This window comes from Enterobacter sp. PL_is511 (assembly GCF_055816065.1).
This window is the reverse complement of record NZ_JBVPGP010000019.1, coordinates 169,910-194,500: the sequence shown is the minus strand read 5'-3', so window position 1 is coordinate 194,500 and position 24,591 is coordinate 169,910. Positions and strand designations below refer to the sequence as shown.

The following is a 24,591-nucleotide window of genomic DNA, read 5'->3' as shown; positions in this document are numbered from 1 at the left end:
ATCCTTATTGTCGGCGGGCCAGCTCCCGCTGAATATGATCCAGCAGAATATCGATGTTAATCGGCTTACGCAAAAAAGCAGCGGCGCCCAGACCGAGAGCGTACCGCTGCATATTTTCATCTGCATGACCGGAGATAAAGAGCACGGGCGGAGGCGGTACGGCCAGCAGCCGCAGCTTGTCAAACAGCTCAAGGCCGCTCATGCCCCGGAGCTTGATATCGGTGATCACCAGCGCCGCGCCGGACAGGGCAAGCGGATGGCTCAGAAATACCTCTGCCGAATCAAACGTGTCGGTTGAATAGCCTTCCGACTCCAGGAGATTACTCAACCCGCTGCGGACGGAACGTTCGTCATCAATGATGGCAATGCGCCACGGCAGCGTCATGCTGTTTTTCCTCTAACCAGTCATTTAACGTCGCGAGGGTCCTTCGCGGGCGCAGGGGGCGCCGTGCCGCTGATTTTCGGTACGCATTCGTGACGAAACCAGGCGAGGGTGAGCGGTTCGCGACTCAGTAAACGTCGTCCCACCGGGATGAGCTGTTCACCCACCAGCATGCCGAACAGGCCAAGCAGGGCGACAACCGGCGGTGCCGGGGAATGGACGTCGAGCAGAGCGTAAATTACCCCAGCAACCACGCCGCACACCAGCGAAATTATCCATGCTTTCATGATGACGCTCCCGTCTGCGATGCCGCCTGCGGAACGGTCACCTGAGGAGGTGGGGCGCCGTCGCGGGATAAGAGATGGCGCGTCGCCTGTTCACCCGCCAGCATCCCCAGCAGACCAATCAGCGCCAGCGCGGGCGGCGCGGGGGAGCGCACCTTCATCACGGCATACATCAGGCCAATCAACACGCCTGCCGCAAGGGATATCAGCCCAGTACTCATCGTGAACTCCAGAGAAAGAGGCAGCGGCGAGCCGGATGAGGGACCAGCCCGCCGACGGGACTTAGCGAGCCGGGACCGGCGCTAAGGTGCGGTGCTCGCTCTTCTGGCGAGACGGCGCTTTATGCACCATGGTGTAGGCGTAATCCACGCCCATGCCGTACGCGCCGGAATGCTCGCGCACGATGTCCATCACCGCGGTGTAGGTCTCTTTACGCGCCCAGTCGCGCTGCCACTCCAGCATTACCTGCTGCCAGGTCACCGGGATCACGCCCGCCTGGATCATGCGCTGCATCGCGTAGTCGTGGGCTTCTTTGGAGGTGCCGCCGGACGCGTCCGCCACCATATAAATTTCGTAGTCGCCTTCCAGCATCGCGCACAGGGCAAAGCTGTTGTTGCACACTTCGGTCCACAGACCGGCAACCACGACCTTCTTCTTGTCGTTGGCCTTCAGCGCGTCGCGCACCTTCTGGTCGTCCCAGGAGTTCATGGAGGTACGCTCCAGGATGTCCTGACCCGGGAACACGTCCAGCAGTTCCGGATAGGTATTACCGGAGAAGCTTTCGGTCTCTACGGTGGTGATGATGGTCGGGATGTTGAACACCTTAGCCGCTTTCGCCAGCGCCACGGTGTTGTTTTTCAGCACCTGGCGGTCAATCGACTGCACGCCAAACGCCATCTGTGGCTGGTGATCGATAAAGATGATCTGACAGTTCGCAGGGGTTAACACTTCGAGCTTTGAAGAGGTCATAGCATTTTCCAGTGGTTAAGGGTAGAAATCGCCGCGAGCGCCGCGACGATAAAGTCACCCTCATCCTGCGGTTTTCCTTCTCCGCGCGTAATTATCTCTTCGTATAGTTAACCTTAGGTATAGCTATACTTTGGTATACCTATCCTATTGTATAACTGGATCTTTGCCGAAACCGGTTCCCATAATCCTGACCATTCCCCTCTCAGTCAGGAGCAGTTTATGGTTACCCCAGGTAAAGCCGATCTCATTCTGGTTAACGGCCAGTTTCACACCGTCGATCGCGAAAACCCCGTCGCGGAAGCCGTTGCCGTGCGCGATGGAAAATTTCTGGAAGTGGGTACCGTCGCCGAGGTGATGCAACACCACGGCGACGGCACCAAAGTAGTGGATTTGAAAGGCCACACCGCCATCCCCGGCCTCAACGACTCGCACCTGCACCTGATCCGCGGCGGGCTGAATTACAACCTCGAGCTGCGCTGGGAAGGCGTGCCGTCCCTGGCCGACGCCCTGCGGATGCTGAAAGAGCAGGCCCTGCGCACCCCGTCGCCCCAGTGGGTGCGCGTGGTGGGCGGCTGGACCGAGTTCCAGTTTGCCGAGCGCCGCATGCCAACCCTGGACGAAATTAACGACGCGGCACCGGATACCCCGGTCTTCATCCTGCACCTGTACGACCGCGCCCTGCTCAACCGCGCCGCGCTGAAGGTGGTCGGCTACACCAAAGACACGCCAAACCCGCCGGGCGGGGAGATCCAGCGCGACGCCAACGGCAACCCGACCGGGATGCTGATTGCCCGTCCGAACGCCATGATCCTCTACGCCACGCTGGCCAAAGGGCCGAAGCTGCCGCTGGAGCAGCAGGTCAACTCCACCCGCCAGTTTATGCGCGAGCTCAACCGTCTGGGGCTGACCAGCGCCATCGACGCGGGCGGCGGCTTCCAGAACTACCCGGAAGATTACGAGGTGATTGCCGAGCTGCACGAGAAAAAGCAGATGACCATCCGCATCGCCTACAACCTCTTTACCCAGCGTCCGGGTCACGAGCTGGAAGATTTTGAAAAATGGACCGACATGCTCACGCCGGGCCAGGGCAGCGACTTCTTCCGCCACAACGGCGCGGGCGAGATGCTGGTCTTCTCCGCCGCCGATTTTGAAGATTTCCTCGAGCCGCGCCCGGACCTCGCGCCGGGCATGGAGGACGAGCTGGAGCGCGTGGTGCGCCATCTGGTGGAGCACCGCTGGCCGTTCCGCCTGCACGCCACCTATAACGAATCCATCAGCCGCATGCTGGACGTGTTCGAGAAGGTGAACCGCGACATTCCGTTCAACGGCCTGCACTGGTTCTTCGACCATGCGGAAACCGTCACCCAGGCCAACATCGACCGCATCAAAGCACTTGGCGGCGGCATTGCCGTGCAGCACCGCATGGCCTTCCAGGGGGAATACTTTGCCGAGCGTTACGGCATCGAAGCCACCCGCCACACGCCGCCGGTGGCGAAAATGCTCGAGACCGGCGTACCGGTGGGCTTAGGGACGGACGCCACCCGCGTGGCGAGCTACAACCCGTGGACCGCGCTCTACTGGCTGGTCTCCGGCCGCACCGTCGGCGGGATGCAGATGTACGATTACAGCGCCCGTCTGGACCGCGATACAGCCCTGATGCTCTGGACCCAGGGCAGCGCGTGGTTCTCCAGCGAGCAGAACCAGAAGGGGCAGATCAAGGTCGGCCAGCTCGCCGACCTGGCGGTGCTGAGCAAAGACTATTTCCGCGTGCCGGAAGAGGAGATCAAGGGCATCGAGTCCGTTCTCACGGTGGTCAACGGCGACATCGTCTACGCCGCGGGCAGCTTTGGCCCGCTCGCACCGCCGGCCATCCCGGTCCTGCCCGAGTGGTCCCCGGTGGTCAAGGTGCCGGGCCACTACCGCAGCGCGCCGCCGCAGGCTGCACGCGTGGGTATGAGCGCTGTCCACCACTGCAGCGGCCCGTGCGGGGTTCACAGCCACCAGCACGATTTCGCCCGCACGTCAGCGATGCCGGTGTCCGACGATAACGCTTTCTGGGGGGCGCTGGGCTGCAGCTGCTTTGCATTCTGATGAAAAACACCACTATGCCGCCCCGGATCGACCTGGGGCTGTTCTTCCTGCGCCTGACCGGCAGCCTGCTGCTGCTCTACGTGCACGGCCTGCCGAAGGTGCTGCACTTCAGCGAAGAGCTGACGCGCATTGAAGATCCGTTCGGCTTCGGGCCTTACGCGAGCCTGATCCAGGCGATTGTCGCCGAGGTGATCTGCCCGCTGTTTATCATTGCGGGCGTCTACACCCGCCTGGCGTGCCTGCCGATTATCGCCGTGCTGCTGGTGGCGATGCTGGCGGTCCACCCGAACTGGTCGATTGCCGAAGGGCAGTTTGGCTGGCTGCTGCTGATTATCTTCACCACTCTCGCCCTCACCGGGCCGGGCCAGTGGCGGCTGCAGCGTAAGGCAACGGAGAGGTTCGCATGACCCAGGTTAACGACGTTCGCGACGCACACGTCGAGACGGCGCCCGCACCGACGGTTTCACCCTGGCAGCCGCTGAGCCAGCCGGTGTTCCGCATGCTGTGGATCGCCACGGTGGTCTCTAACGTCGGCTCATGGATGAGCGACGTCGGCATCAACTGGAGCATGCTGACCCTGAGCGCCGACCCGCTGGATATCGCGCTGGTGCAGGCGGCCAGCAGCCTGCCAATGTTCCTCTTCGCCCTGCCGTCCGGGGTGATGGCGGACATCGTTGACCGGCGTAAATACCTGCTCTTCTCCCAGCTGTGGGTGTTCATCGCCGCCGCCGGGCTGACGGTGCTCTCCTTCACCGGACACGTCACCCCCACCGTGCTGCTGGTGGCGACGTTTCTGCTGAGCGTAGGGGCGGCGATGAGCTCGCCGCCGTTCCAGGCCGTGGTGCCCGATCTGGTGAGCAAGCCGGAGCTGGGCGCCGCCGTGGCGCTGAACTCGCTGGGGGTGAACATCAGCCGGGCGATTGGCCCCGCGCTGGGTGGTTTCCTGCTGTCGCTCGCTGGGCCGTGGATGGTGTTTGCCCTGAACGCGCTGTCCGTGGTGGGCGTGGCGTGGGTGCTGTGGCGCTGGCGCCCGGCCCCGTCCATTCAGCGTCTGCCGCCGGAGCACTTCTTCTCTGCGGTGCGCACAGGCATCCGCTACGTGCACGCCGCCCCGGTGCTGCGCAACGTGCTGGTGCGTACGGTGGCCTTCTTCGTTTTCGGCAGCGCGGGCTGGGCGCTGCTGCCGCTGGTGGCGCGCCGCGAGCTGGGCCTGGGCCCGGCGGGCTACGGCGTGATGCTGGCGTGCATTGGCCTGGGGGCGATTGCCGGGGCCATCCTGCTGCCGCGCCTGCGCCAGCGGCTGAACGCCGACCGCCTGATGGTGGCCGCGAGCCTGGTCTTTGCCCTCACCATGCTGGCGCTGGCGTTTGTGCGCCACGTCTGGCTGCTCAACCTGTTTGAGTTCTTCACCGGCTTCGCGTGGATTGCGGTGCTCTCGACGCTGAACCTCGGCGCGCAGCGCAGCGCCGCCCGCTGGGTGAAGGCCCGCGCGCTGGCGGTCTACCTGACGGTGTTCTTCGGCTCGATGACCACGGGCAGCGCTATCTGGGGGCAGATCGCTTCCCGGTTCGGCACCCCGACCGCGCTGGTTGTCGCCACGCTGGGGATGGTGCTGGCAAGCGCCACCGTGTTCCGCTGGAAGCTGGAGAAAGACCCGGAATTGAACCTCGACCTGAGCGGCCAGCCGCTGGACGGCGTGGAGATCGACCTGCCGAACGAGCGCGGCCCGGTGCTGGTCTCGCACGAGTACATCATCGACCCGCACAACGCAAAAGCCTTCCTGGAGGCGGTACACGAGCTGCGCCGGGTGCGACGCCGCGCCGGGGCGATGAGCTGGGCGGTATACGAAGATATTGAGCGCCCCGGCCTGTTTATCGAGACCTTCCTGATGGGCTCGTGGATTGAGCATCTGCGCCAGCAGGAGCGCCACACCATGAATGACCTCCTGCTGCAGAGCCGCGTTCTGGCTTTTCATCAGGGCACAACATCACCGGCCATTCGCTATCTGGTCGCGCCGGTATAACCATAACCATCACCTGCACAGGAACACACTATGGCAACGTTTAAGGCAAAAGACGGCACGCAGATTTACTACAAAGAAGGCGGCGCGGGCAAACCGGTTCTCTTCAGCCACGGCTGGCCGCTGGACGGCGACATGTGGGACAGCCAGCTGAACTACCTGGCCGAGCGCGGCTTCCGCGCCATCGCCTTTGACCGTCGCGGCTTTGGCCGTTCGGATCAGCCGTGGAACGGCTACGACTACGACACCTTTGCGTCCGACATTAACGACCTGATTACCACCCTGGACCTGCAGGACGTGACGCTGGTGGGCTTCTCCATGGGCGGCGGCGACGTGACCCGCTACATTAACAACTACGGCAGCGCGCGCGTGGCCGGTCTGGCGCTGCTGGGCGCGGTTACGCCAATCTTTGGTAAATCTGAGACCTTCCCGCAGGGTGTGGATCAGAGCGTGTTCGACGGCATTCGCGACGGACTGCGTAAAGATCGCGCCCAGTTCATCAGCGACTTCGCCACCCCGTTCTACGGCACCAACGCCGGACAGACCGTTTCCGCCGGTGCCCTGACCCAGACGCTGAACATCGCCCTGCTGGCCTCCCTGAAGGGCACCATCGACTGCGTGACCGCCTTCGGCGAAACCGACTTCCGCCCGGATATGGCGAAAATCGACGTGCCGACGCTGGTGATCCACGGCAGCAACGACCAGATCGTGCCGTTTGAAAGCACCGGCAAGCTGGCGGCAGAGATGATCAAAAACGCCACGCTGAAGGTGTACGACAACGCGCCGCACGGCTTCGCGCTGACCCACCAGGACCAGCTCAACGAAGACCTGCTGGCGTTTGTGAAGTCGCTGTAAGTCTTAAAAAGCGAAGCCTGATGGCGCTTCGCTTATCAGGCCTACAAGGGCTGGTCCTGTAGGCCGGGTAAGGCGCAGCCGCCACCCGGCGCTTTCGCAGACGCGTTGCGCTCCGCCAGCAGCCGACAAATCTCCGCGTGCTTCTCTTCGGTAAAGGTAAAGCGCGACATAAAGCCCATTCGGATCAGCGACCCTATTGCCGGCAGCAGGCAAATCCCGAAGAACAGCCCCGACAGCACGCTCTCGCTCTGGATTTGCGCCTGCGGCACGTAGCCGATCATCGTCAGGAACACCCCGATTAACCCGCCGCCCACCGCCACCGACATCTTGCCGGTAAAGGTCTGCCCGGAGAAGGTGATCGCCGCGCAGCGCTTGTGAGTGTGGTACTCCGCGTACTCGATGGTGTCGGCAATCATCGACGAGGTGAGGATGTTGGTCATCATCACGAACAGCGTGCTCAGGCCGAGCAGAATAAACAGCATCGTTACCTGCTGATAGCCGACAAACCACATCACCACGCGCACCGCCACGTCCAGCCCGCAGAGGATCATAAACAGCTTCCGCTTCTGCATCCGGCGCGTCAGCATCGGGGCGACCAGGCACAGCACCGCCGCCACAATCCCCATCACGCCAATCGCCATCTGCAGGCTGCCGTCGCCCAGGTTGTTGATAAAGAAGTAGATATACAGCCCGCCCGCCACGTTGTGAAACACGCAGAAGAAGAACGACAGCAGGACGATAAACAGCGGCTTGTTCTGGCGCAGGTTGTGGAAGGTGTCGCGGATGGTCACCTTTTCCGGGCTGGGCGGCACGCGCTCTTTGATCTGCATAAAGCCGTTGAGCATCAGCGGCAGGCCCACCAGCATCATGACCAGCGCCGCCATAAAGTAGCCTTTGTCATTGCTGTACTGGGCGAAATAGGCCGCCAGCTTCGGGAAGAAGATGTTGGCGCAGGCAATCCCGGCGTTCACCCCGAGCATCGCCGCCGTCACCGCGCGGGTGCGCTGCCCGGAGTCGTTGGTCATCACCGACGACATCGACCAGAACGGGATATCGGAGATGGCGTACAGCGTCCCCCACAGGATGTAGGTCACCCCGGCGTAGAGGATTTTGGTGGTCATGTCCGCTTCGATTTTATAGAACGACAGCAGCGTGACGCCGGTGATCAGCAGCGGGGCGATCAGCAAAAAGTGGCGAAACTTGCCGAACCGGCTGTTAATGGTGTCCATAATGCTGGCAAACAGCGGATCGTGAACCGCGTCCCACGCGCGGGCAATCAGGAAGATGGTGCTCGCCGCCAGCGCCGAGATCCCCAGCACGTCGGTGTAAAAATAGTTAATAAACGAACCCACTAAACCAAAACTAAAACACTGACCTAAACCATAACCAAAATAAGACCACAGCTCGCGAGACGGTATTTTCATTGTCGTTGCCATTGTTATATGCCTGCCTGGTTGCCCGGCGGTGGACCGCCGGGTCGATATTATTAGTCCTGCGCCTGTGGGGCGATCTTGCGCAGCTGCTGCATCAGGGCGATTTCACGGCGCGAGAACGGAATGCCGTTCTCCTCAAACACGTCGTGGAACCAGAGGCGGCAGTAGTCCGTGGACTCCTTCATCACCACCGGCCACGGCAGCCAGGTCTGGGTTTTGCCGCGCACCAGACCCCACTGGTACGGCGCGACCTTCGCCGCGTACATCAGCGGAAGCTGCTCTTCGATGGTGCTGCCCACGTGGCGCGCCAGCCATTCGGTACAGAACAGCGGTCGTCCGAGCTGTTGCAGCTGCTGGATAATCGCCGTCATGCGCCCGGTGTGGGTGTAGGCGTGGAAGCTCACCACGTCCGAGAGCGCCAGCGCGGTCTGGTCCAGCGGGTGCTGGAAGAACGTCTCGCCCTCCTCTTCAGGCGGCAGGCGCCAGGCGCAGACGGTGAGCGGCTGGGTTGGGTCTTCTTCACGCACCCACTGGAACGCCAGCTTCATCAACTCGTGGGCGCAGGTCTCCAGCTTCGCGTCGTACTGCACCTCCTGCGTGCCCGTCGCGAAAATGCCGCGGTTGCCCGGCTCGTTGTAGAGATCCCACAACAGCACGCGCTTATCCTCGCGGAACTGGCGCACAACGTCGCGGATATAGCGCTCAATGTCTGCCCAGCAGTCAGGATCGCACACCTTGTCGCGCCCCGGGCTCGCCGCCGCCTGGCTGTTGTGCTTGCCCGGCACCGGCGGCTTTTGCGGGCCGAGGTACGGCTCGTCGCCGGAGAAGCCGCAGTCGTCCATCAGGGTCAGCATGGTGCTGAACCCGTGGCCGTCAGCAATCGTCAAAAAGCGGTCGATGCGCGCCATCAGCCCGTCGCGGTCGTGCTCCCAGACGATAAACGGCAGGTTGATGCGCAGAGTGTTGTAGCCCGCCTCCGCCGCCCAGCCCAGCTCGCGCTCAATGGTGGCGGCATCGAAGGTCTCTGCCTGCCAGATATCGGTCCAGTTCACCGCCGTCGACGGCAGGTAGTTAAACCCGCACAGCCAGCCTTTTTGCTGATACCACGCCTGTGCCTGCTCCCTGCTCCACTGCTCTTTCATTACGCGTCCTCTTACTGATAATATTTAGCTAATAAATATTAGCTGCGGGATAAATGCGCAATTTCCCGCACGAAGAAAAGCGATGCCACTCACAAAGTTCACGCTTCGATGAATGAGAAACGTGATCGACGGCGCGTAAGCGTGCGGTTAGGGTATGATGCGAAGTCGCGAAAGGGAGAGGACGGATGAAGCGAAAAACGAAGGTAACGATGAACGATATTGCGCGGGCGGCAGGGGTGTCGCAGGCGACGGTATCGCTGGTGCTTAACCAGTCCCGCAACATCAAGCTCAGCGACGACACCCGCCAGCGGGTGATTAATGTGGCTACCGAGCTCGGCTACGACCGCCTCCCCGCCGTTCACGCCCCACGCAACCAGGAAGAGATCGCCCTGCTGGTGAGCTCCATGCAGAGCTTTGACCCGTTTATCGACGCCATCAGCCAGGCGCGGGAAGCGGCGTGGCGCAATGAAACGTTGCTCACCGTCTACGACTACGGCGACGATATCGAGCTGGCGCTGAACATCATCCGCCAGCTGGAGAAGCGCAACTGCATCGGGATTATCCTCGCCTCCCCGATCACCACGCTGGTGGACATGACCGCCTTCCAGGACTGCACCCGCATCCCGCTGGTGCTGCTCAACCAGCGTGACCCCGGCTCGCCGCTGCTGCCGTCGTTTATCCCGGACGACTACGCCAACGCTTTCCAGGTGACTAAACACCTCATCGCCTGCGGGGCCACGCGCATCGCCCACATCACCGGGGAGAGCTGGATGGAGGCCTCGCGCCAGCGACTGGCGGGCTACCAGGCCGCGCTGCAGCAGGCCGGATTAACCTGCGACGATAGCCTGGTGCGCCAGACCAACTGGCAGTTCAGCGAGTCCTTTACCGCCACCACCTCTCTGCTGGAACTGGCCGAGCGCCCGGACGCCATCTTCTGCGCCAGCGACTGGCTGGCGATTGGCTGCTATCAGGCGCTGGCGGTGAACGGCGTGCGCATCCCGCAGGATATGCTGCTGGCGGGCTACGACGACCAGAAGATCTCCGAGCAGCTCACCCCGCCGCTGACCAGTATCCAGCTCCCCTACAGCGAGCTGGGACGACTGGCGGTGGAGTACCTGTGCAATCAGGAAGATGCCGCCACGCACGTGACGCTGGCGGGCAGGCTGAAGGTGCGCGCCTCAAGCCTCGTCTGAGGTAAACACCATGCCCGCGTAGGGCTTCTCGCGACACGCCGCCAGCCGCGCGGCGAGGCTGCCCACGTGCAGCTCCAGCTTGTGCCCGTCCGGGTCGAGAAAATAGAACGACGCCCCCTCGCTTTTGTTCTGCTTCCAGACGGTGACGCCCGCCTGCTCCAGCCTTTGCGAGAACGGTTCAAAATCCGCTTCCGCAACGGTAAACGCGTAGTGGGTGTAGTCGCTCTCCTGCGGCGGCACGTACCGGCGCGCCTCGTCGTACGACAGGCAGACCCACAGATCGCCGCAGGTGAGATAGGCCCCGGTATTCCAGCGGGCGTGCAGGGTCAGCCCCAGCAGCTCGTGCCAGAAGATGACGCTTTTTTGCAGGTCGCTGACCGCAAGGGTCAGGTGGTTGAGTGATTGCAGCATGACGTGCCCTTTTGTTTTTCGCGCCGGACGTGATACGGTAAAGAGATGAACATAAACCACGCCGTCCTCACCGTAAACCGCTGGTGGCTGCCTTCTTAAAGGCGGCACGGAGTAGTTTTCCCCATTTTCAGATAGCCGCCGAAAGGCGGCTTTCACATTTCTAAGACCCCTTTCGGCAACTGCACATTAAGGAGTCTTTATGAACAAGCAAACCATCCTCACCGGCGATCGCCCAACCGGCCCGCTGCACCTCGGCCACTTCGTCGGATCGCTGCGCCAGCGCGTGGCGCTCCAGCAGACGCACAGCCAGTTTGTGCTGATTGCCGACCTGCAGGGGCTGACCGACAACGGCAGCAACCCGCAGAAAATCCGCGACAACATCCCCGAAGTGCTGGCCGACTACCTCGCCGCCGGTATCGACCCGAACCTGACCACCATCTGCCTGCAGTCCGCCCTGCCCGCCCTCGCCGAGCTGACGATGCTGTATATGAACATCGTCACCGTCGCCCGCGTGGAGCGTAACCCGACGGTGAAGAACGAGATTGCGCAGAAGGGCTTCGCCCGCTCGCTGCCGGTCGGGTTTATGGCCTACCCCATCAGCCAGGCGGCGGACATCACCGCGTTCAAGGCCGAGTGCGTGCCCGTCGGCGACGACCAGCTGCCGATGATTGAGCAGACCAACGAGATTGTGCACAAGATGAACAGCCTGCTCCCCGCCCCGGTGCTGCGCCACTGCAAGGCGATGCTGAGCGACACCAGCCGCCTGCCCGGCATCGACGGCAGCGCCAAGATGTCGAAATCGCTGGGCAACACGCTGCACCTTTCGGCCAGTGAAGAGACCATTCACCGTGCGGTCAGCGCCATGTACACCGACCCGAACCACCTGAAGGTGAGCGACCCAGGGCAGATTGAGGGGAACGTGGTGTTTACGTACCTCGACGCGTTTCACCCGGACAAAGAGAAAGTGGCGGCGATGAAGGCGCACTATCAGGCGGGTGGGCTGGGCGACCGGGTTTGCAAGAACGAACTGGAGGCGTGCCTGCAGGAGCTGATTGCGCCGATGCGGGAGCGGAGGGCGATGTATATGCGGGATAAGGGGGAGCTGATGGCGATGCTGAAGCGCGGGACGGAACGGGCGCGGGGGGTGACGCAGGAGACGTTGAGGGAGGTGAAGGTTGGGTTGGGGGTGCCAGTGTTTAGTTAAGTTAGGTTTAGCGGTGGAGTGCGTGGGAAGAGCACGAAGCCGCTTTGTAGCCCATTAAAATAATAGTTAAAGCGCAAGAGTCTCTTAAATGCATTATTAGCGAATGTCGTTTGTCATCCGACTAAGAGCACGATATTCATAGACTCTTTATATTTTTAAACGTCGCGACAACTGTTATGAGCAACTTTATTATTTCCATGCTGAATACATTACTTTGTGTTTTAGTGATCGCGCTATGTCTCATTTGCGTGGGTGTCACTGATAACTGGAAAGACTGCACTATAGTAATAGTCCTCATTTTAGGATGCGCACATTTCATGACCATTTTACTGAATCGCGTATTGCCTCATAAGTTAAATATTTTCGATGGGATAGTGGAATTAGTAGGAGGACCACTATTAGTTATAGGCGCAATTGTGTGCTTTGATGTATTCGAACCTTGGCCGTTAAAAATCATTGGGATGTTTGCGTGGATTGTTTTGATTTTCTTTGTACCTTCAATAATAAGTCCCAGGCGTTAACTCGATCTACTGATGAATGTCTACGTCATTTCTGTACTAAAGGAATTAAACATAATGCAACCCACTCTTTCGCAGGTCATTGAGGTTGTGCGTCAGTCCTCTGGACATCATCGCAAGCACATTGATGAGAACACCCTAATCGAAGCCGACCTTGATATCTGCGGCATGGATGGCGATGCCCTGATAGAAGACTGCGAGGAAGCGTTTGGCGTTACGCTCGTCACTGAAGAAGATGGCTATGAGAAAACTTTTTCCCTCGCTGAAAACGAGTTTCTTTTTAGCACAGAGGGCATAGATTACTTTGGTATCTGCCGTTTGATTCGCAGGTTACGAGGCATTCCCGAACCTGTGATACGCGATTTAACCGTTGGCGAGCTCCATGCTGTGCTGGTTAAGGCTGCGAAAGAACAAATACATCATGATTGAGTGACTTTTAGCGTAGTGCGGGCATGTGCTCACATGCCCGCGCATACTGGCTTGAAGTTTAAACAGCCCGCCCACTCCCACGCTTAATCACCGGAACATCTCCTGTATCATTTAATGCACCCGGGAAGGTCTTCAACCACTGCGCGACTTTATGCTTATTTATATTCACCACGCTCATACCTTCCAGGCATCCCCATAATTCTCTTGTATGCTGCGGCGTAATCACAATGCAGTCTTTCATGGCGCGGATTTTTACGGGCATGCCGTCGATAAAGCCCGCACGGGTTAACCACTCGCCGCCCAGCAGAAGGTATTTCATATCTATGCGGGAATAAAGTTCGCAGCAAGCGGCACTGTCCTGCGGCGTCTCCGCGCGGGGATGGACGGGCGCCGCATTGAGCTGGTTGCCGTGTAAACGGCGGGCGCTGTTTTTGCGTACCAGTTCGCGGTTTTCAATCATGCCGGTGAAAGCGTCTGATTCTGTTTTGCAAACAGTAAACTCTGGCTTAAAATTCGTCGCAGCCATTTTCAACTCCTCGATAGTTGGTTGTGGTTAGCGGTATGGGGGTGTTGCAGCACCTTCATATCGCGAATTCTCTCTTTAAATATTCCTTGATACTTCCTTTGCCGTTCGGCGTAATTTCTGGTGCTCATTATACAGAGCTGAATATAAATACAGCGGTTTGGCGTGGGATAAATTTGAAATTTGCGAGGGAGATTCAGGAAAAGGGTTGGGTCAGGGAAATTACGCAGCGAGGACTATCAGAATATAAGATGAGTGGCCGCATGGACCTCAGAGCAACCATTCGCCGATCTGCGGGCTGGCAATGAGTCCTTTTATTATCAAGTTCGGTGACCGACTGAGCAATCACCTTTAATACGATGGCAGTTACACAGAATTACGGACAGGCTCCCTTGAGAGGATAAGCGTTAATAAAGAGGAGGCACTCAATGCCTCCTTTCTATTTGTTACGCTCTTACGTTCCAATCGTCCGTATACTGGACATTACCATCAACATAACGCCAGGTGATTTTGTCATACATCAGGGAAACAGATTCCATGTGGTTGATCTGTGAGTTTCCTGCCATTTTAGCGTTTGGCATCCCTGGGTTAATGCCCGTCACTTTCACGCCCTCAATGGTCATGACGAAGTAGCACTCTTCTTGTCCTGCATGGTTAATGCGATACCAGCGAATTTCCGCACTTTTCAACGTTTGACCGGTGGCAACGGCTTTGTATAGATACGGGCTGGAGCTATCAAACTCCTTTTCAATCATCATCGGAGAATGTGAACGCTTACCAGTAATCTTCCCGTTGGCACTGTCTACTGGAATGTTCAGACCATGACTAAAGCCAACAATCTCTATACTCCCCTCGCGATCCTGAACGTCTACAGCTCCTTTAATATCTGCGCCGCCATCGTCCTTAAGCCACATGTAAGCCGGAATAGGCATTTTACAAACTCCTTTTAGTTGTGATTTTCTTCGTGATGAACCAGTAGCAAACAATCGTTAAGAGCAACTGAAAGCCCACAATCGCCGCCATTGTGAAATTTGAATACGTTTGATCTGGGAATAAAGACTGATAAGGCAGCAAGCGAAACAACGCCCAAAACAGGAAGGTAAACCCGAAGATTTTAGCTAACCGTCGCAATGTGGAACTGAACCACTCTCTGGGGATGCCTGCTGGACTAACTTTTTGTGTCGCGCCACTGTACGCCGTGGTAATGGCGCTCATGACAGGTACGCTGATTAATGTATTAATTAAGATGCTAAAATAGTCGTCTAACGATTCCCAAACTTCTAAATCAGGTTCACCCAAAATGAAGCGGGTAAACTTGTCGGCGCTTTGGAAATCGAAAAGCCCCGTAATAGAATTAACTAATCCATCATACGGAACCATGTCAGCAACGATCAGCACAACAACAGCGAACAGCACTATCTTGATGAATAAACTAAGGGCATGTTTTGCCATTGGAGATCACCTCAATCGTGCCGTATGCCTGTAGCTTCCTCATGCAAGGAACATCTATTCTTTGGCTTCTCAACAGAGCATTACGCAACATGGCAAAATCAGAATCATGTGGGAGAGTGATACAACCTTCTGATAGTACGCCTGGATGTAAACGGAAATTGCCACGCTGAACGCTCTCAATCCATGTGTAATCGTCGATCCCCCAATCATCACGCCATAATGCGAACCATTCAGAATGTTTGAACGTTGCACCATTGGCGAAGTGATTATAAATGTCTCTTCCCACTGTGTTTAGCTGTGACTTGAGTCCACCTTGAGGGCGGTCAACAATCCAGTATTTACCCGCTGGTACAGGCCCCTCTTTGGGGATCATTCCACATGCCCCACGGTTACGGTAGGCACCATTACCAGAGAATGCTAAAAACGTGCCTATACCAGGAAACGATAACGGGGAGTAGTACGCATCATTAATTACGAACCTTCCATGTAGAGCCATTGATAACCCTTTTATCTATAATGATTTGTTGGCTTATCGTACTCCTACGCAATCGGACATAAGAAGGTTTTCTTCCGGGAGACCTCTGATTTTCAGACAATAGCCCGTTGGTGGTAAGACAACGTGTTAGGCCGTTAGACGGTAACATCAGAGGTGTGTCAGGAAGCGAAGTTTATCAAGTTGACCATGTACCCTCAGGGGCGAGACCGAACCGCTGGCAGTGTAAGTATCCCGGCAAAAACGAACCATTCACTTTTAGAGATCTTCCGGCATACTGATTATGTCCGCCTGAGGAGCTCGCCTTGCGTAAAGCCCGATTCACTGACCACCAGTTCATTGCCGTTCTGAAGTCCTTCGAAGCCGGACGTGCCGTTAAGGATGTCTGCCGCGAAGCCTGTATCTCTGAGGCCAGCTATTAAAATTGGAAAGCAAAATATGGCGGGATGGAAGTAGCTGATATTTAAAAAACCAAAGATCCGGAGGATGAAAATCGTCGCCCAAACAGATGTTTGCCTATTTCAGCCTTGAATGCCGGGCTCTGAAAGACGTTACTAAATAAAAGCTTTAAAAACAGCGATAATCCGTGAACTCGCCAGCTATCTGACGGCGCAATTTGCCATGAGTTTACGCTAGGCCTGCAGGACATTATCGCTGAGCAGGAAGATTTATTTTTACCAGCTCGATGCACGGATGATGGAGCGGTGATCCAGGCACTGACTGAGCTGGTAGAGCGCTATCCGCGCTACGGTTTTAGAAGTTGTTTCAACTGCTGCGCAGGCGAGGCAATACCTAAAACCATAAACGCGTTCATCTGCTTTACACTGAATATAAATACAGCAGTTTGGTGTGGGGTAAATTTGGAATTTGCGAGGGGGATTCAGAAAATAAAATCAGACGAATTAAAGCAAGACACAAATACTGGGTTTTGGTTCTAAATCACTGGAAAGCCTTTCGAGAGGAGAAAGTACATCGAAGCACTCTATTTTGTTTAGAGCTGCTGAAGAATGTTTTTTTTCTTCTCCGAGTCCAACTTTGGCCAAAGACGGACTAAAGAGGCAAGTTCATCATCTTCTGTGTAGAAGTATGCTACAGGCACTTCAAGAACTTTAGCGAGATGCCGGACGACTTCTATGCTTGCCTGATGAACCCCTTTCTCGTAGCGGTTGATACGTGCGCTCGCTGCAAACTCATCTATGCCAGCCAAAATACCCAGGCTTTTTTGCGATAACGCCATGTCTAAGCGCACCTCTTTGAGGCGTCGACTGAAGAGCTGATTGTGGGGATTGGATGTTTTCATAACTACGATAATCGTAGTTAATGCCCAAGGAAGATACTACGTTTTACGTAGTGCAACCGCTAGATTGATTTTTATGTAAGATTTTCAAAAATTCTCGAGCGCCCTCGCAAAACTACGTTAAACGTAGCTTTATAGATTCCAAAGAAGCTACGAATAACGTAGTGTCTCGTTCAGTCAACTTCTCACAAGGAGACAGGAAGAAGGGTTAGGTAAAAAGCATGCGTTTTAACGGCTCTCGAAAAGGAACGAGCTTTAGCTCGCCACCTTCGGTGTCAGCTCCTACACAACGATTAACGCTCTTGGAAGACCATGGCACAAAGTAAACTTCTTCTATGCCGGGGCAACTGGTATCAATCTGAGTTCATACGGCCGCGTTGTTACTCCAATACTTTGCCTCGAGGTTTACATTCAAGAAGAATCAAGCACAGCAAAGAGTTACGTTAAATCATACGTAAATCTTTAACAATTCGTGTTTTATCATCATAAAAATTTCGTTCTGAGAAATTTTTTACGTAAAATGTAACGTAATAGCGTATTTAAAACAGGGACTAGATCATGGCTAACTTTGATGCAGACTATTGCTACTCTTTCCCCGCTGTAAGGGGTGTCCAGGCTGGACGACCATTCTATATCGCCACTTGCCCTATGCGCATCATCCCAAAGATCTTCAGCTTTGATGAGACAGACGTGCCGCCGGAGCTGCGCGCTCAGCGTATCTTGAATAAATCACGCATCCCAGAGATGGTACGTTATTTACTTGAAAACCCAAAAGATTACGTATTCTCTGCATTAACTGCATCCATTGCGGTCGATGTACAGTTTGACGAGTTCGAAAACTCCAACAACCTTGGAACGCTTCGCGTACCAATGGATGCGCAAATTCTTATCAATGATGGTCAACATCGCCGTAAGGCTATCGAGGATGCCCTTTCTGAGCGTCCTGAATTAGGACAGGACAACATCCCCGTATTGTTCTTTGTTGATGAAGGTTTAAGGCGTAGTCAGCAGATGTTTGCTGACCTGAACAAATACGCAATCCGCCCTAGCCCATCTCTATCCGCGCTTTACGATCATCGCGACGTAAGCTCGAACCTTGCCCGCTATCTGGCCATGTCTATCGAGCCCTTTATTGGTCTTACTGAACTTGAAAAATCCAGTATCAGTTTGCTTTCCAATAAACTGTTCACGCTAAGCAGCATTAAACAGGCAACACGCGCCCTGCTTGGTAAAGACCCTAAAGTAGGCAGCATTGAGGACAATACGCACATCGCCAGGCTATACTGGCAGGCTATTTTCAAAGTCATGCCAGACTGGCAGCTTGCTGCGCGAAAAGAAGTATCTCCAGCGCAGCTCCGCCAGGATTATGTACATGCCCACGGTATCGGTTTGCAGGCTTTGGGCCTTCTGGGCCGTTCACTACTGGCTGAAGAACCTGAGCACTGGCAGGAAAAACTTACGAAGCTAAAAACCTTTGACTGGCGTAAAAGTAATCCTGAGATGATTAAGCGCGCAATGCAGCATGGCAAACTGAGCAAAACCGGCACCGCCATTCAGCTAACGTGCAACGCTTTAAAAATTGCGCTGTCTCTCCCCCTTTCTCCTGAAGAAAAAGAGCTTGAAGCTCAGATGGTTGTATCATGAGTACATTAACTCAGGCCTATGATCTGGCCGACTATGAAGATTTCATAAACGAAGAGCAATTTGCAGGGCGTACTCTCGCTGATTTTGTCTCTGAAGTTCAGCGTGTCTACTGCGCAGATAAACGACCTTGGGTGATTGGCTACAGTGGCGGTAAAGACTCGTCAGCAGTCATTACCCTTGTTTACTTGGCGCTGATGGGTCTTCCGCCGGAAATGCGTACGAAGGATGTGTTTGTCGTTTCCTCAGACACGCTCGTAGAAACGCCGGTTGTAGTAGACCTCATCAAAAAAACGATGCTCCAGATTGAAGCTGGCGCTAAGCGCGACGGCTTACCGATAACACAACATGCTGTAACCCCAAAAACCAACGAAACATTCTGGGTAAACCTGCTTGGTAAAGGCTATCCAGCGCCTACCCGTAGTTTCCGTTGGTGTACTGAACGCATGAAAATCAACCCGGTAAGTGACTTTATCAAAGATAAGGTCAGCCAGTTTGAGGAAGTTATTGTCGTTCTCGGATCGCGCAGCAGTGAAAGTGCATCACGTGCTCAAGTTATTGCAAAGCATAAGATTGACGGCTCGCGCCTTGCGCGTCATACCACACTTTCTAATGCATTTATTTACACCCCTATTGATACCTGGGATGTGGAAGATGTATGGAAATTACTGCGTGGTGCATTTAGATATGCGCCTGATGATATTGATGAGTGGGAAAGCCCCTGGGGGGGTAATAACCGCCCGCTGTGGACTCTTTATATGGATTCCTCAGCTCAGGGTGAATGCCCGCTAGTTATTGATGACAGCACGCCTTCCTGCGGTAACTCACGCTTTGGTTGCTGGACATGTACTGTTGTCACAAAAGATAAAGCGATGGAAAGCTTAATCCAGAACGGTGAAGAGTGGATGTCGCCACTTTTGAAATACCGCGACCTGCTGGCTTTCACAACCGATCCAGTAAACAAAGATACCTACCGCAACTATAAACGACGCACAGGTAAAGTGAGCTATCAGTATGCGAAAGATGGCGAGGAACTTACAGCTGAGCGTAAACATGTGCCAGGTCCTTACTGGCTTAAGTATCGCCAGGAATGGTTGAAGGAATTGCTGACGATTGAGCGTGATATGAACGCTCAGGGTCACACCATTACATTGATCACAGAACCAGAGCTTCATGCCATACGCCAGCAATGGCTAAAAGATCCCAATGAGCCTGACTGGTACGACACATTACCGGGTATTTATCGCGAGGTTTATGGCAAGGATCTGGACTGGGTTATAGACGATCAATCACGTTTTGACGCCAGCGATGCCGAACTTCTCGAACAAATTGCCCAAGGTTTTGATGTTGTACCTGAAATGGTTATGAAATTGATCGAGCTTGAAGTTTCGATGGAAGGCCTGAGCCGCCGCCAGGGGATCTTCGACAAGCTAGGGACGATCCTCAAGCAAGACTGGGGAAGTCTTGAAGAGATAAAACAACAGCAGGAAGCTTTGCAGAAACGTAATGAGCGTGATGTTCATCAGGAAGAAGTGGCAAGCATAGAAGCTGAACTGCAGATGCTGCAGCGGAGAATTGCCGAAGTCAGCGAACCAATTCTGCTTACCAGTGAGGAAAAAGAACGTGTTAATTAAACAGCTGGTACTGCGTAATTATCGGGTTTTCAATGGAACCCATGTTATCGATCTGGCCCCTAAAAAACGACAGAACGACGATAACCCCCGCCCTATCGTTTTATTCGGTGGGTTAAACGGCGCAGGTAAAACATCAATACTTTCCGCTATCCGCCTGGCCCTTTATGGAAGGCTTGCATTTGGTTCAACTACTCAACAGCAAGAGTATGTGGAAGAGCTTAGTGCCCTGGTACACAACGGCTCAACTTTGGGTGAACAGCCCGATGAGGCCTCAGTCGAGCTTATTTTTACGTACAACAAAGGTGGTCAGGAGGCTGAATTTACCGTTACCCGCACCTGGCAAAAAGGTAAGCGAGACAAACTGTCCTTACAGCAGGATGGCAAACTCATTGAAGGACTTGGCTATGATCAGTGCCAGGGTTTTTTAAATGAATTAATCCCCCACGGCATAGCCGACCTGTTTTTCTTCGATGGTGAAAAAATTGCGGAGCTTGCTGAGGACGAATCGGGAAACATCCTCCGTACGGCTGTGCGTCGTCTGCTGGGTCTGGATCTAATCGAGAAGCTCCGGAACGATTTAACAATTTTCGTGAAGCGCCAACAATCTGGTCAACTGGCTGAATCTCAACAGCAGAAGCTGCTTGAACTTGAGAAAAAGATTAAAGAATTTGCCTTTAAAACCGAGCAAACTCTTGAAAAGGCTGATTTCGCTAAATTGCGTATTGATCTGATCTCCAAGGAAATTGTGCAGAATGAGACCCTTCTTAACGCACAAGGGGGGGCATTTGCTCAAACAAAAACCCAGGAGAAACAGAAGGTCGAGACGCTTTTAAAAGAAAAAGATCGCCTGGAAAAAGCGCTTCGTCATGAGTGTGATAGCTCACTACCGTATGCTTTAGCTCCAAAAACTCTGGGTCGTTTGCTAGAACAGATTAGTACTGAGACGCAAATAAAACAGGCAAATAGCTTCGAAAAGGAATTGAATCAATTTCTTACGCAATTAAAAAGCGACATTTCCTTCCGTTCAGGAAGCACAGGCAAAATTGCTGCTGAGGCTATAGAAGACAACCTTAAAACATATCTTGCTGATAAACCAAAAGGTGAATTGCTGTTTGACATATCTGAACGTGAAGCAGGGATGATTCAGCAGGCCATCGAACAGGATAGTAAGAAAGCCTGGCAACGCTTCGATCTTTATCGTAACCAGCTGGCAGAAGTAGAAGAACAGTTAGAGCAAGCCGCAGCAAACATCGCCCGAGCGCCGGAAGATGATCAGCTGATGGATATTTTTGAAAGACTCCGAGAGCTAGATCGTCAACGTGAAGCTAAGCGGCAGGAGTATCGCTCATTCCTTGAAGAAGCAAAAAATACCAAACAACAGCAACTTGATTGCGCTCGCCAGGTTCAAAAGGCTCACGACGCAGCGCGCAACCAGCATAGCTTTAATAGTGCGTTCAATAATGCGCAAGAGACGATCAGCTTACTTGATCGCTACAGTGAACTATTAACTCAGGCGCGAGTAAAAACCCTTTCTGCTAACTTCGAAGTTGCTTACCGCAAGTTAGCCAGAAAAGAAGATTTGCAGCTAAATGCGCATATCAATCCAGAAACATTTGATGTTGAACTGGCGGATGAGAACAACAAAGTTATCAACCGTAAACTACTCTCCGCTGGTGAGAAGCAAATTTATGCGATAGCGATTCTTGAAGCACTGGCTAAAACATCGGGTCGAGATCTGCCAGTGATAATTGATACCCCACTGGGGCGTTTAGACTCTCAACATAGAGATAAACTAATCAATCATTATTTCCCTTATGCAAGCCATCAGGTTGTGTTGCTTTCTACAGATACAGAAGTAGATGAAAGATATTTTGTTGATCAGCTTAGAGATGATATTTCTCATGCATATGAGATCGTGTTTAATGCACGGACAAAATCATCTGCACTTAAACCAGGATACTTCTGGCAATTAACTAAGGAGGTAATCTAATGCTCCCAAATAGAATGCAACTTAGCCGACAGACTGAAGAACAATTAAAAAGGCTTAAAGGATATACTGGCTTGACTCCAAATGTTTCAGCCCGTTTAGCATTTTTTCGTTCTATTGAAAATGGTTATATATATTCTTTTCAGCAACAAGATATTAAATTAGACGGTAGCTTAGTATTGGATAAGTTAACTTGGCTGGGTGAAACAATGCATGTTACAGAATTAACATTAAGGTATCTTTACCCTAATTACTCAACTAAAGACTTATTAAAAGCTTGGGCCGCTCATGTTGAAGATGGGATATCAGCGATTCGGAACTATAAAAGTTTAAATGAGTTTTGTAGTGCACTTTAAAAAAACCTGCCCACAAAGAGGGCAGGCTGTATCAATATAACATTATAGTGTCAGAGGCCAGATGTCTGGAGATTTCACAGCTATGTCTTGGCCTCTTTTATCGATAATTTCAGGGTTCCAATACATGCCGTGTTGGGATTGTATATAGATATTCTTTGTTTCTGGAAATACTGAATCAGCATATTCTTTTGCTTTTTTATCAAAAGTTTTATTTTTAATACTTTGATTTATTTGTTTATGTAAAAGAGTTAAGTTACCTATGTTATAAACATAGTCTTTAATATATGCTCCTTTTGGAAGAACGAAATTCTCATCTTTTTCCCACAAGGTGAATACTTGAGGTATAACATGCTCCAAATGAACCTCGCCATAATTTGGTATGCTCTGTTCTTTATTCATGAAAATATAATATTTAGATAAAATATATTTTGCTATCTGATTATCATGAGCTTTAAACTGACGCATTGAATTAATAAAGGCCTCATCACCAATTTTATCCGTTTCAGATAGAAATGGTTCTAAAATAAATTTCTCATCATTGCTGCTCTGTAACCTTCTAATTACTTCGTCAAATATTTTTTTTGCGCCTCCGACAGAATAATCACCAATTGTGATCCATCTAAATAAAAACGATAAACTCATTTTTGATAAAGGCTCAAGCAGGTTTGCTTTATTCTGTTGCGCATACATCAATAAGGGCAAGCAGGTAGTATATTTAAGACTATTTATTTCCCCGCAATAAGCGAGATATTTATCCTTTCCAGTCTGATGAATACTCGTCGGAAAAAGTAACTCACTAGAAGCGTATACAGAAAAATCATAGGCTATATCTTTTAATTGTTTAGAGAATGATTGTATGTCATTTGTACGATCAATATACACACCAATATTTTTGTATAATTCCTTTTTTGTTATATTTGCACCTTGTATCGCTTCCCAATAAACTCTTAAAAAATCAACAGGTGATAACCGGCTAGCTTCTACTGATGAAATCATAGACTCCCAATTATTGAGTAACAATTCACTTTTATGTTCATCACCACTAGCTTTCATTAATATTTTATTTTTCAATAAATCAGCAACACTTAAATCCATTCCTTTTGAATTTAAAGACTCGAAAAGAAGAAATGCATCATAATCTGTCTCAACTTCAATAGTTATAAATTTTAAACGTTTAACAATATGCACAAGCATATTGTATATTTCTTGCAATGCATCTATTCCGCAAAATTCTTCAATCACTTTTTGCGTAAAGGTTTTTTTGGTTTTTAATAACCTTTTGTCATTTTTATTTATTTTATTTAAAGCTTCTTCCGTCCTGAATGAATTTGCACTTTCATCACGAACAATATAATCAAAAAGTTCATTATCTTTTTTATTTAACCTTAAATAATAATTATCCGGTTCACTTGGTTCTCTCAACCTAGCCCGAGCAACTTTTGCTAATTTTCTTGCTAACTCTAAAGATGCAGGATTACGCTCAACCTGCTTAAGGACGGATGGATTAGAAGAAAATGAATCACCAAGGCTAGCAAGCACTTGAAACAACATCGAAAACGTAGCCAATCGCTGCTGTCCGTCAACTATATCAAAGGTATCACTATCCTTTTCATGTTTTTTTAGCACAATTGTACCCATGAAATATTCAGACTGTTGCTTGTGAGATATAATTATGTCCATCCAAAGAGTTTCTACTTCATTTACTGACCAAGAATAGTCTCTTTGATAGTCAGGAACAGTATATTTTGTTTCTAAGCCAGTCAGTATTTTCTCGAGACTTTTACTCTCTGGGATAATGTTCATTTCAACGATGTCCTTATAGCTGTCTATAGTAATGTCAATGCAATCCCCTTGAATACTATACAAAAAAAAGGAATGAGAAAAGCATTTTTTCTACCTGATACATCAGAATACCTAATGAGTTCTCAACAGCAAAGCATAATGAAATAATTCCCTAATAAATATTGCGTGCCAAATGATATTGTGGTGTAAAGAACAAGATATATATATCATAAACTATTTTATAAATTACATGAAATTACCAGCATTAAATTTAATGCTAAGATAGTTTATGTAATATCTCTGCGATAAATTAATATAATTACCCTATTACAATAACTGTATTGCCAAGTTTAAAGTTTCATATAATTATTAATATCACATATATAACAAATAAAATTATATAATGTCTTTGCAGAATGTGTGCAATTTCTCGAGTTTGCCTTGATAAATATCATCAGCCATTATTTTTCTTTGAAATTTTTCAAGGCTATGCTT

The 24,591-nt window shown here is 52.3% G+C and carries 24 protein-coding genes and 1 pseudogene; 12 read left to right on the top strand and 13 right to left on the bottom strand.

Annotated features, from left to right (window positions below; translation table 11 throughout):
• Window positions 1-4: 4 nt before the first annotated feature.
• The 4 genes from AC0TN7_RS07250 to AC0TN7_RS07235 form a co-directional block, all read right to left on the bottom strand.
• The gene (locus AC0TN7_RS07250; protein ID WP_008501346.1) at window positions 5-385 is read right to left on the bottom strand and encodes a response regulator transcription factor; all 381 of its coding nucleotides are present in this window, start codon (window positions 383-385) and stop codon (window positions 5-7) included.
• 20 nt (window positions 386-405) lie between these two features.
• Window positions 406-669, bottom strand: coding sequence for a XapX domain-containing protein (locus tag AC0TN7_RS07245; RefSeq protein WP_024909507.1), 264 nt, complete (start codon window positions 667-669; stop codon window positions 406-408).
• The gene (locus AC0TN7_RS07240) at window positions 666-887 is read right to left on the bottom strand and encodes a DUF1427 family protein (protein ID WP_473701977.1); all 222 of its coding nucleotides are present in this window, start codon (window positions 885-887) and stop codon (window positions 666-668) included. The genes AC0TN7_RS07245 and AC0TN7_RS07240 overlap by 4 nt, the downstream gene beginning before the upstream one ends.
• 61 nt (window positions 888-948) lie before the next feature.
• Window positions 949-1,635, bottom strand: coding sequence for a hydrolase (locus AC0TN7_RS07235; protein WP_473701976.1), 687 nt, complete (start codon window positions 1,633-1,635; stop codon window positions 949-951).
• Window positions 1,636-1,854: 219 nt separating this feature from the next.
• Here AC0TN7_RS07235 and AC0TN7_RS07230 point away from each other — a divergent pair, with 219 nt between their 5' ends.
• The 4 genes from AC0TN7_RS07230 to AC0TN7_RS07215 are packed head-to-tail and all read left to right on the top strand — an operon-like array spanning window position 1,855 to window position 6,601.
• On the top strand, window positions 1,855-3,726 hold the full coding sequence (locus AC0TN7_RS07230) for an amidohydrolase (RefSeq protein ID WP_024909509.1): 1,872 nt from the start codon (window positions 1,855-1,857) through the stop codon (window positions 3,724-3,726).
• Window positions 3,726-4,133, top strand: a complete 408-nt coding sequence (locus tag AC0TN7_RS07225) for a DoxX family protein (protein ID WP_473701975.1) — start codon at window positions 3,726-3,728, stop codon at window positions 4,131-4,133. Before AC0TN7_RS07230 ends, AC0TN7_RS07225 begins: the two co-directional genes overlap by 1 nt.
• The gene (locus tag AC0TN7_RS07220; protein WP_473701974.1) at window positions 4,130-5,749 is read left to right on the top strand and encodes an MFS transporter; all 1,620 of its coding nucleotides are present in this window, start codon (window positions 4,130-4,132) and stop codon (window positions 5,747-5,749) included. The genes AC0TN7_RS07225 and AC0TN7_RS07220 overlap by 4 nt, the downstream gene beginning before the upstream one ends.
• A 30-nt stretch (window positions 5,750-5,779) precedes the next feature.
• The gene (locus AC0TN7_RS07215) at window positions 5,780-6,601 is read left to right on the top strand and encodes an alpha/beta fold hydrolase (RefSeq protein WP_024909512.1); all 822 of its coding nucleotides are present in this window, start codon (window positions 5,780-5,782) and stop codon (window positions 6,599-6,601) included.
• A gap of 41 nt (window positions 6,602-6,642) precedes the next feature.
• Here the strand turns inward: AC0TN7_RS07215 and AC0TN7_RS07210 are convergent, their stop codons facing one another.
• Together AC0TN7_RS07210 and AC0TN7_RS07205 are read right to left on the bottom strand one after the other, a co-directional pair.
• Window positions 6,643-8,037, bottom strand: a complete 1,395-nt coding sequence (locus AC0TN7_RS07210; RefSeq protein WP_032649974.1) for an MFS transporter — start codon at window positions 8,035-8,037, stop codon at window positions 6,643-6,645.
• Between the two features lie 50 nt (window positions 8,038-8,087).
• Complete coding sequence (locus AC0TN7_RS07205) at window positions 8,088-9,176, bottom strand: cellulase family glycosylhydrolase (protein WP_473701973.1); 1,089 nt, start codon at window positions 9,174-9,176, stop codon at window positions 8,088-8,090.
• A 185-nt stretch (window positions 9,177-9,361) separates the two neighbouring features.
• Between AC0TN7_RS07205 and AC0TN7_RS07200 the strand changes: the two genes are divergently transcribed.
• Complete coding sequence (locus AC0TN7_RS07200) at window positions 9,362-10,369, top strand: LacI family DNA-binding transcriptional regulator (RefSeq protein WP_473701972.1); 1,008 nt, start codon at window positions 9,362-9,364, stop codon at window positions 10,367-10,369.
• Here the strand turns inward: AC0TN7_RS07200 and fosA are convergent.
• Window positions 10,355-10,780 (bottom strand): FosA/FosA2 family fosfomycin resistance glutathione transferase, encoded by a 426-nt coding sequence (gene fosA / locus AC0TN7_RS07195; protein ID WP_473701971.1) that lies wholly within the window; start codon window positions 10,778-10,780, stop codon window positions 10,355-10,357. The two genes, AC0TN7_RS07200 and fosA, sit on opposite strands and share 15 nt — an antisense overlap.
• A gap of 199 nt (window positions 10,781-10,979) precedes the next feature.
• Between fosA and trpS the strand changes: the two genes are divergently transcribed.
• Both trpS and AC0TN7_RS07185 read left to right on the top strand, forming a co-directional pair.
• A complete protein-coding gene (trpS, locus tag AC0TN7_RS07190; protein WP_473701970.1) occupies window positions 10,980-11,984 on the top strand; it encodes a tryptophan--tRNA ligase in 1,005 nt (334 codons plus the stop codon).
• Between the two features lie 575 nt (window positions 11,985-12,559).
• Window positions 12,560-12,931, top strand: coding sequence for a hypothetical protein (locus AC0TN7_RS07185; protein ID WP_473701969.1), 372 nt, complete (start codon window positions 12,560-12,562; stop codon window positions 12,929-12,931).
• Window positions 12,932-12,989: 58 nt separating this feature from the next.
• On the opposite strand, the gene AC0TN7_RS07180 is transcribed toward AC0TN7_RS07185, so the two are convergent.
• The 4 genes from AC0TN7_RS07180 to AC0TN7_RS07165 all read right to left on the bottom strand — a co-directional run bounded on the left by AC0TN7_RS07180 (window position 12,990) and on the right by AC0TN7_RS07165 (window position 15,402).
• Window positions 12,990-13,457: a SymE family type I addiction module toxin gene (locus AC0TN7_RS07180; RefSeq protein ID WP_473701991.1), complete on the bottom strand. Its 468-nt coding sequence runs from the start codon at window positions 13,455-13,457 to the stop codon at window positions 12,990-12,992.
• A gap of 443 nt (window positions 13,458-13,900) precedes the next feature.
• Window positions 13,901-14,386, bottom strand: coding sequence for an Hcp family type VI secretion system effector (locus AC0TN7_RS07175; protein ID WP_008501360.1), 486 nt, complete (start codon window positions 14,384-14,386; stop codon window positions 13,901-13,903).
• 1 nt (window position 14,387) lies between these two features.
• Window positions 14,388-14,906 (bottom strand): hypothetical protein, encoded by a 519-nt coding sequence (locus AC0TN7_RS07170; RefSeq protein WP_473701968.1) that lies wholly within the window; start codon window positions 14,904-14,906, stop codon window positions 14,388-14,390.
• A complete protein-coding gene (locus tag AC0TN7_RS07165; RefSeq protein ID WP_010427296.1) occupies window positions 14,887-15,402 on the bottom strand; it encodes a DUF2778 domain-containing protein in 516 nt (171 codons plus the stop codon). The genes AC0TN7_RS07170 and AC0TN7_RS07165 overlap by 20 nt, the downstream gene beginning before the upstream one ends.
• Before the next feature lie 302 nt (window positions 15,403-15,704).
• Here AC0TN7_RS07165 and AC0TN7_RS07160 point away from each other — a divergent pair.
• A pseudogene (locus AC0TN7_RS07160) lies at window positions 15,705-16,258 on the top strand (transposase); the annotation flags it as partial.
• 132 nt (window positions 16,259-16,390) lie between these two features.
• Here the strand turns inward: AC0TN7_RS07160 and AC0TN7_RS07155 are convergent.
• On the bottom strand, window positions 16,391-16,699 hold the full coding sequence (locus AC0TN7_RS07155) for a helix-turn-helix domain-containing protein (protein ID WP_063152437.1): 309 nt from the start codon (window positions 16,697-16,699) through the stop codon (window positions 16,391-16,393).
• 555 nt (window positions 16,700-17,254) lie between these two features.
• On the opposite strand from AC0TN7_RS07155, the gene dndB reads away from it, so the two are divergent.
• From dndB to dndE, 4 genes are read left to right on the top strand one after another with little or no spacing between them, the layout of a single operon-like run.
• On the top strand, window positions 17,255-18,340 hold the full coding sequence (gene dndB, locus AC0TN7_RS07150; RefSeq protein WP_047364012.1) for a DNA sulfur modification protein DndB: 1,086 nt from the start codon (window positions 17,255-17,257) through the stop codon (window positions 18,338-18,340).
• Entirely contained in the window at window positions 18,337-19,971 is a 1,635-nt protein-coding gene (gene dndC, locus AC0TN7_RS07145) for a DNA phosphorothioation system sulfurtransferase DndC (RefSeq protein ID WP_063152434.1), read from the top strand. Before dndB ends, dndC begins: the two co-directional genes overlap by 4 nt.
• Window positions 19,961-21,961 carry a DNA sulfur modification protein DndD gene (gene dndD, locus AC0TN7_RS07140; RefSeq protein WP_473701967.1) on the top strand — a complete coding sequence of 667 codons (2,001 nt, stop codon included), beginning with the start codon at window positions 19,961-19,963 and terminating at the stop codon, window positions 21,959-21,961. The genes dndC and dndD overlap by 11 nt, the downstream gene beginning before the upstream one ends.
• A complete protein-coding gene (dndE, locus tag AC0TN7_RS07135; protein ID WP_126326245.1) occupies window positions 21,961-22,314 on the top strand; it encodes a DNA sulfur modification protein DndE in 354 nt (117 codons plus the stop codon). Before dndD ends, dndE begins: the two co-directional genes overlap by 1 nt.
• 42 nt (window positions 22,315-22,356) lie before the next feature.
• Here dndE and AC0TN7_RS07130 read toward each other — a convergent pair whose 3' ends face one another.
• Window positions 22,357-24,117 carry a DUF262 domain-containing protein gene (locus AC0TN7_RS07130; RefSeq protein WP_348573144.1) on the bottom strand — a complete coding sequence of 587 codons (1,761 nt, stop codon included), beginning with the start codon at window positions 24,115-24,117 and terminating at the stop codon, window positions 22,357-22,359.
• Window positions 24,118-24,591: the final 474 nt, after the last annotated feature.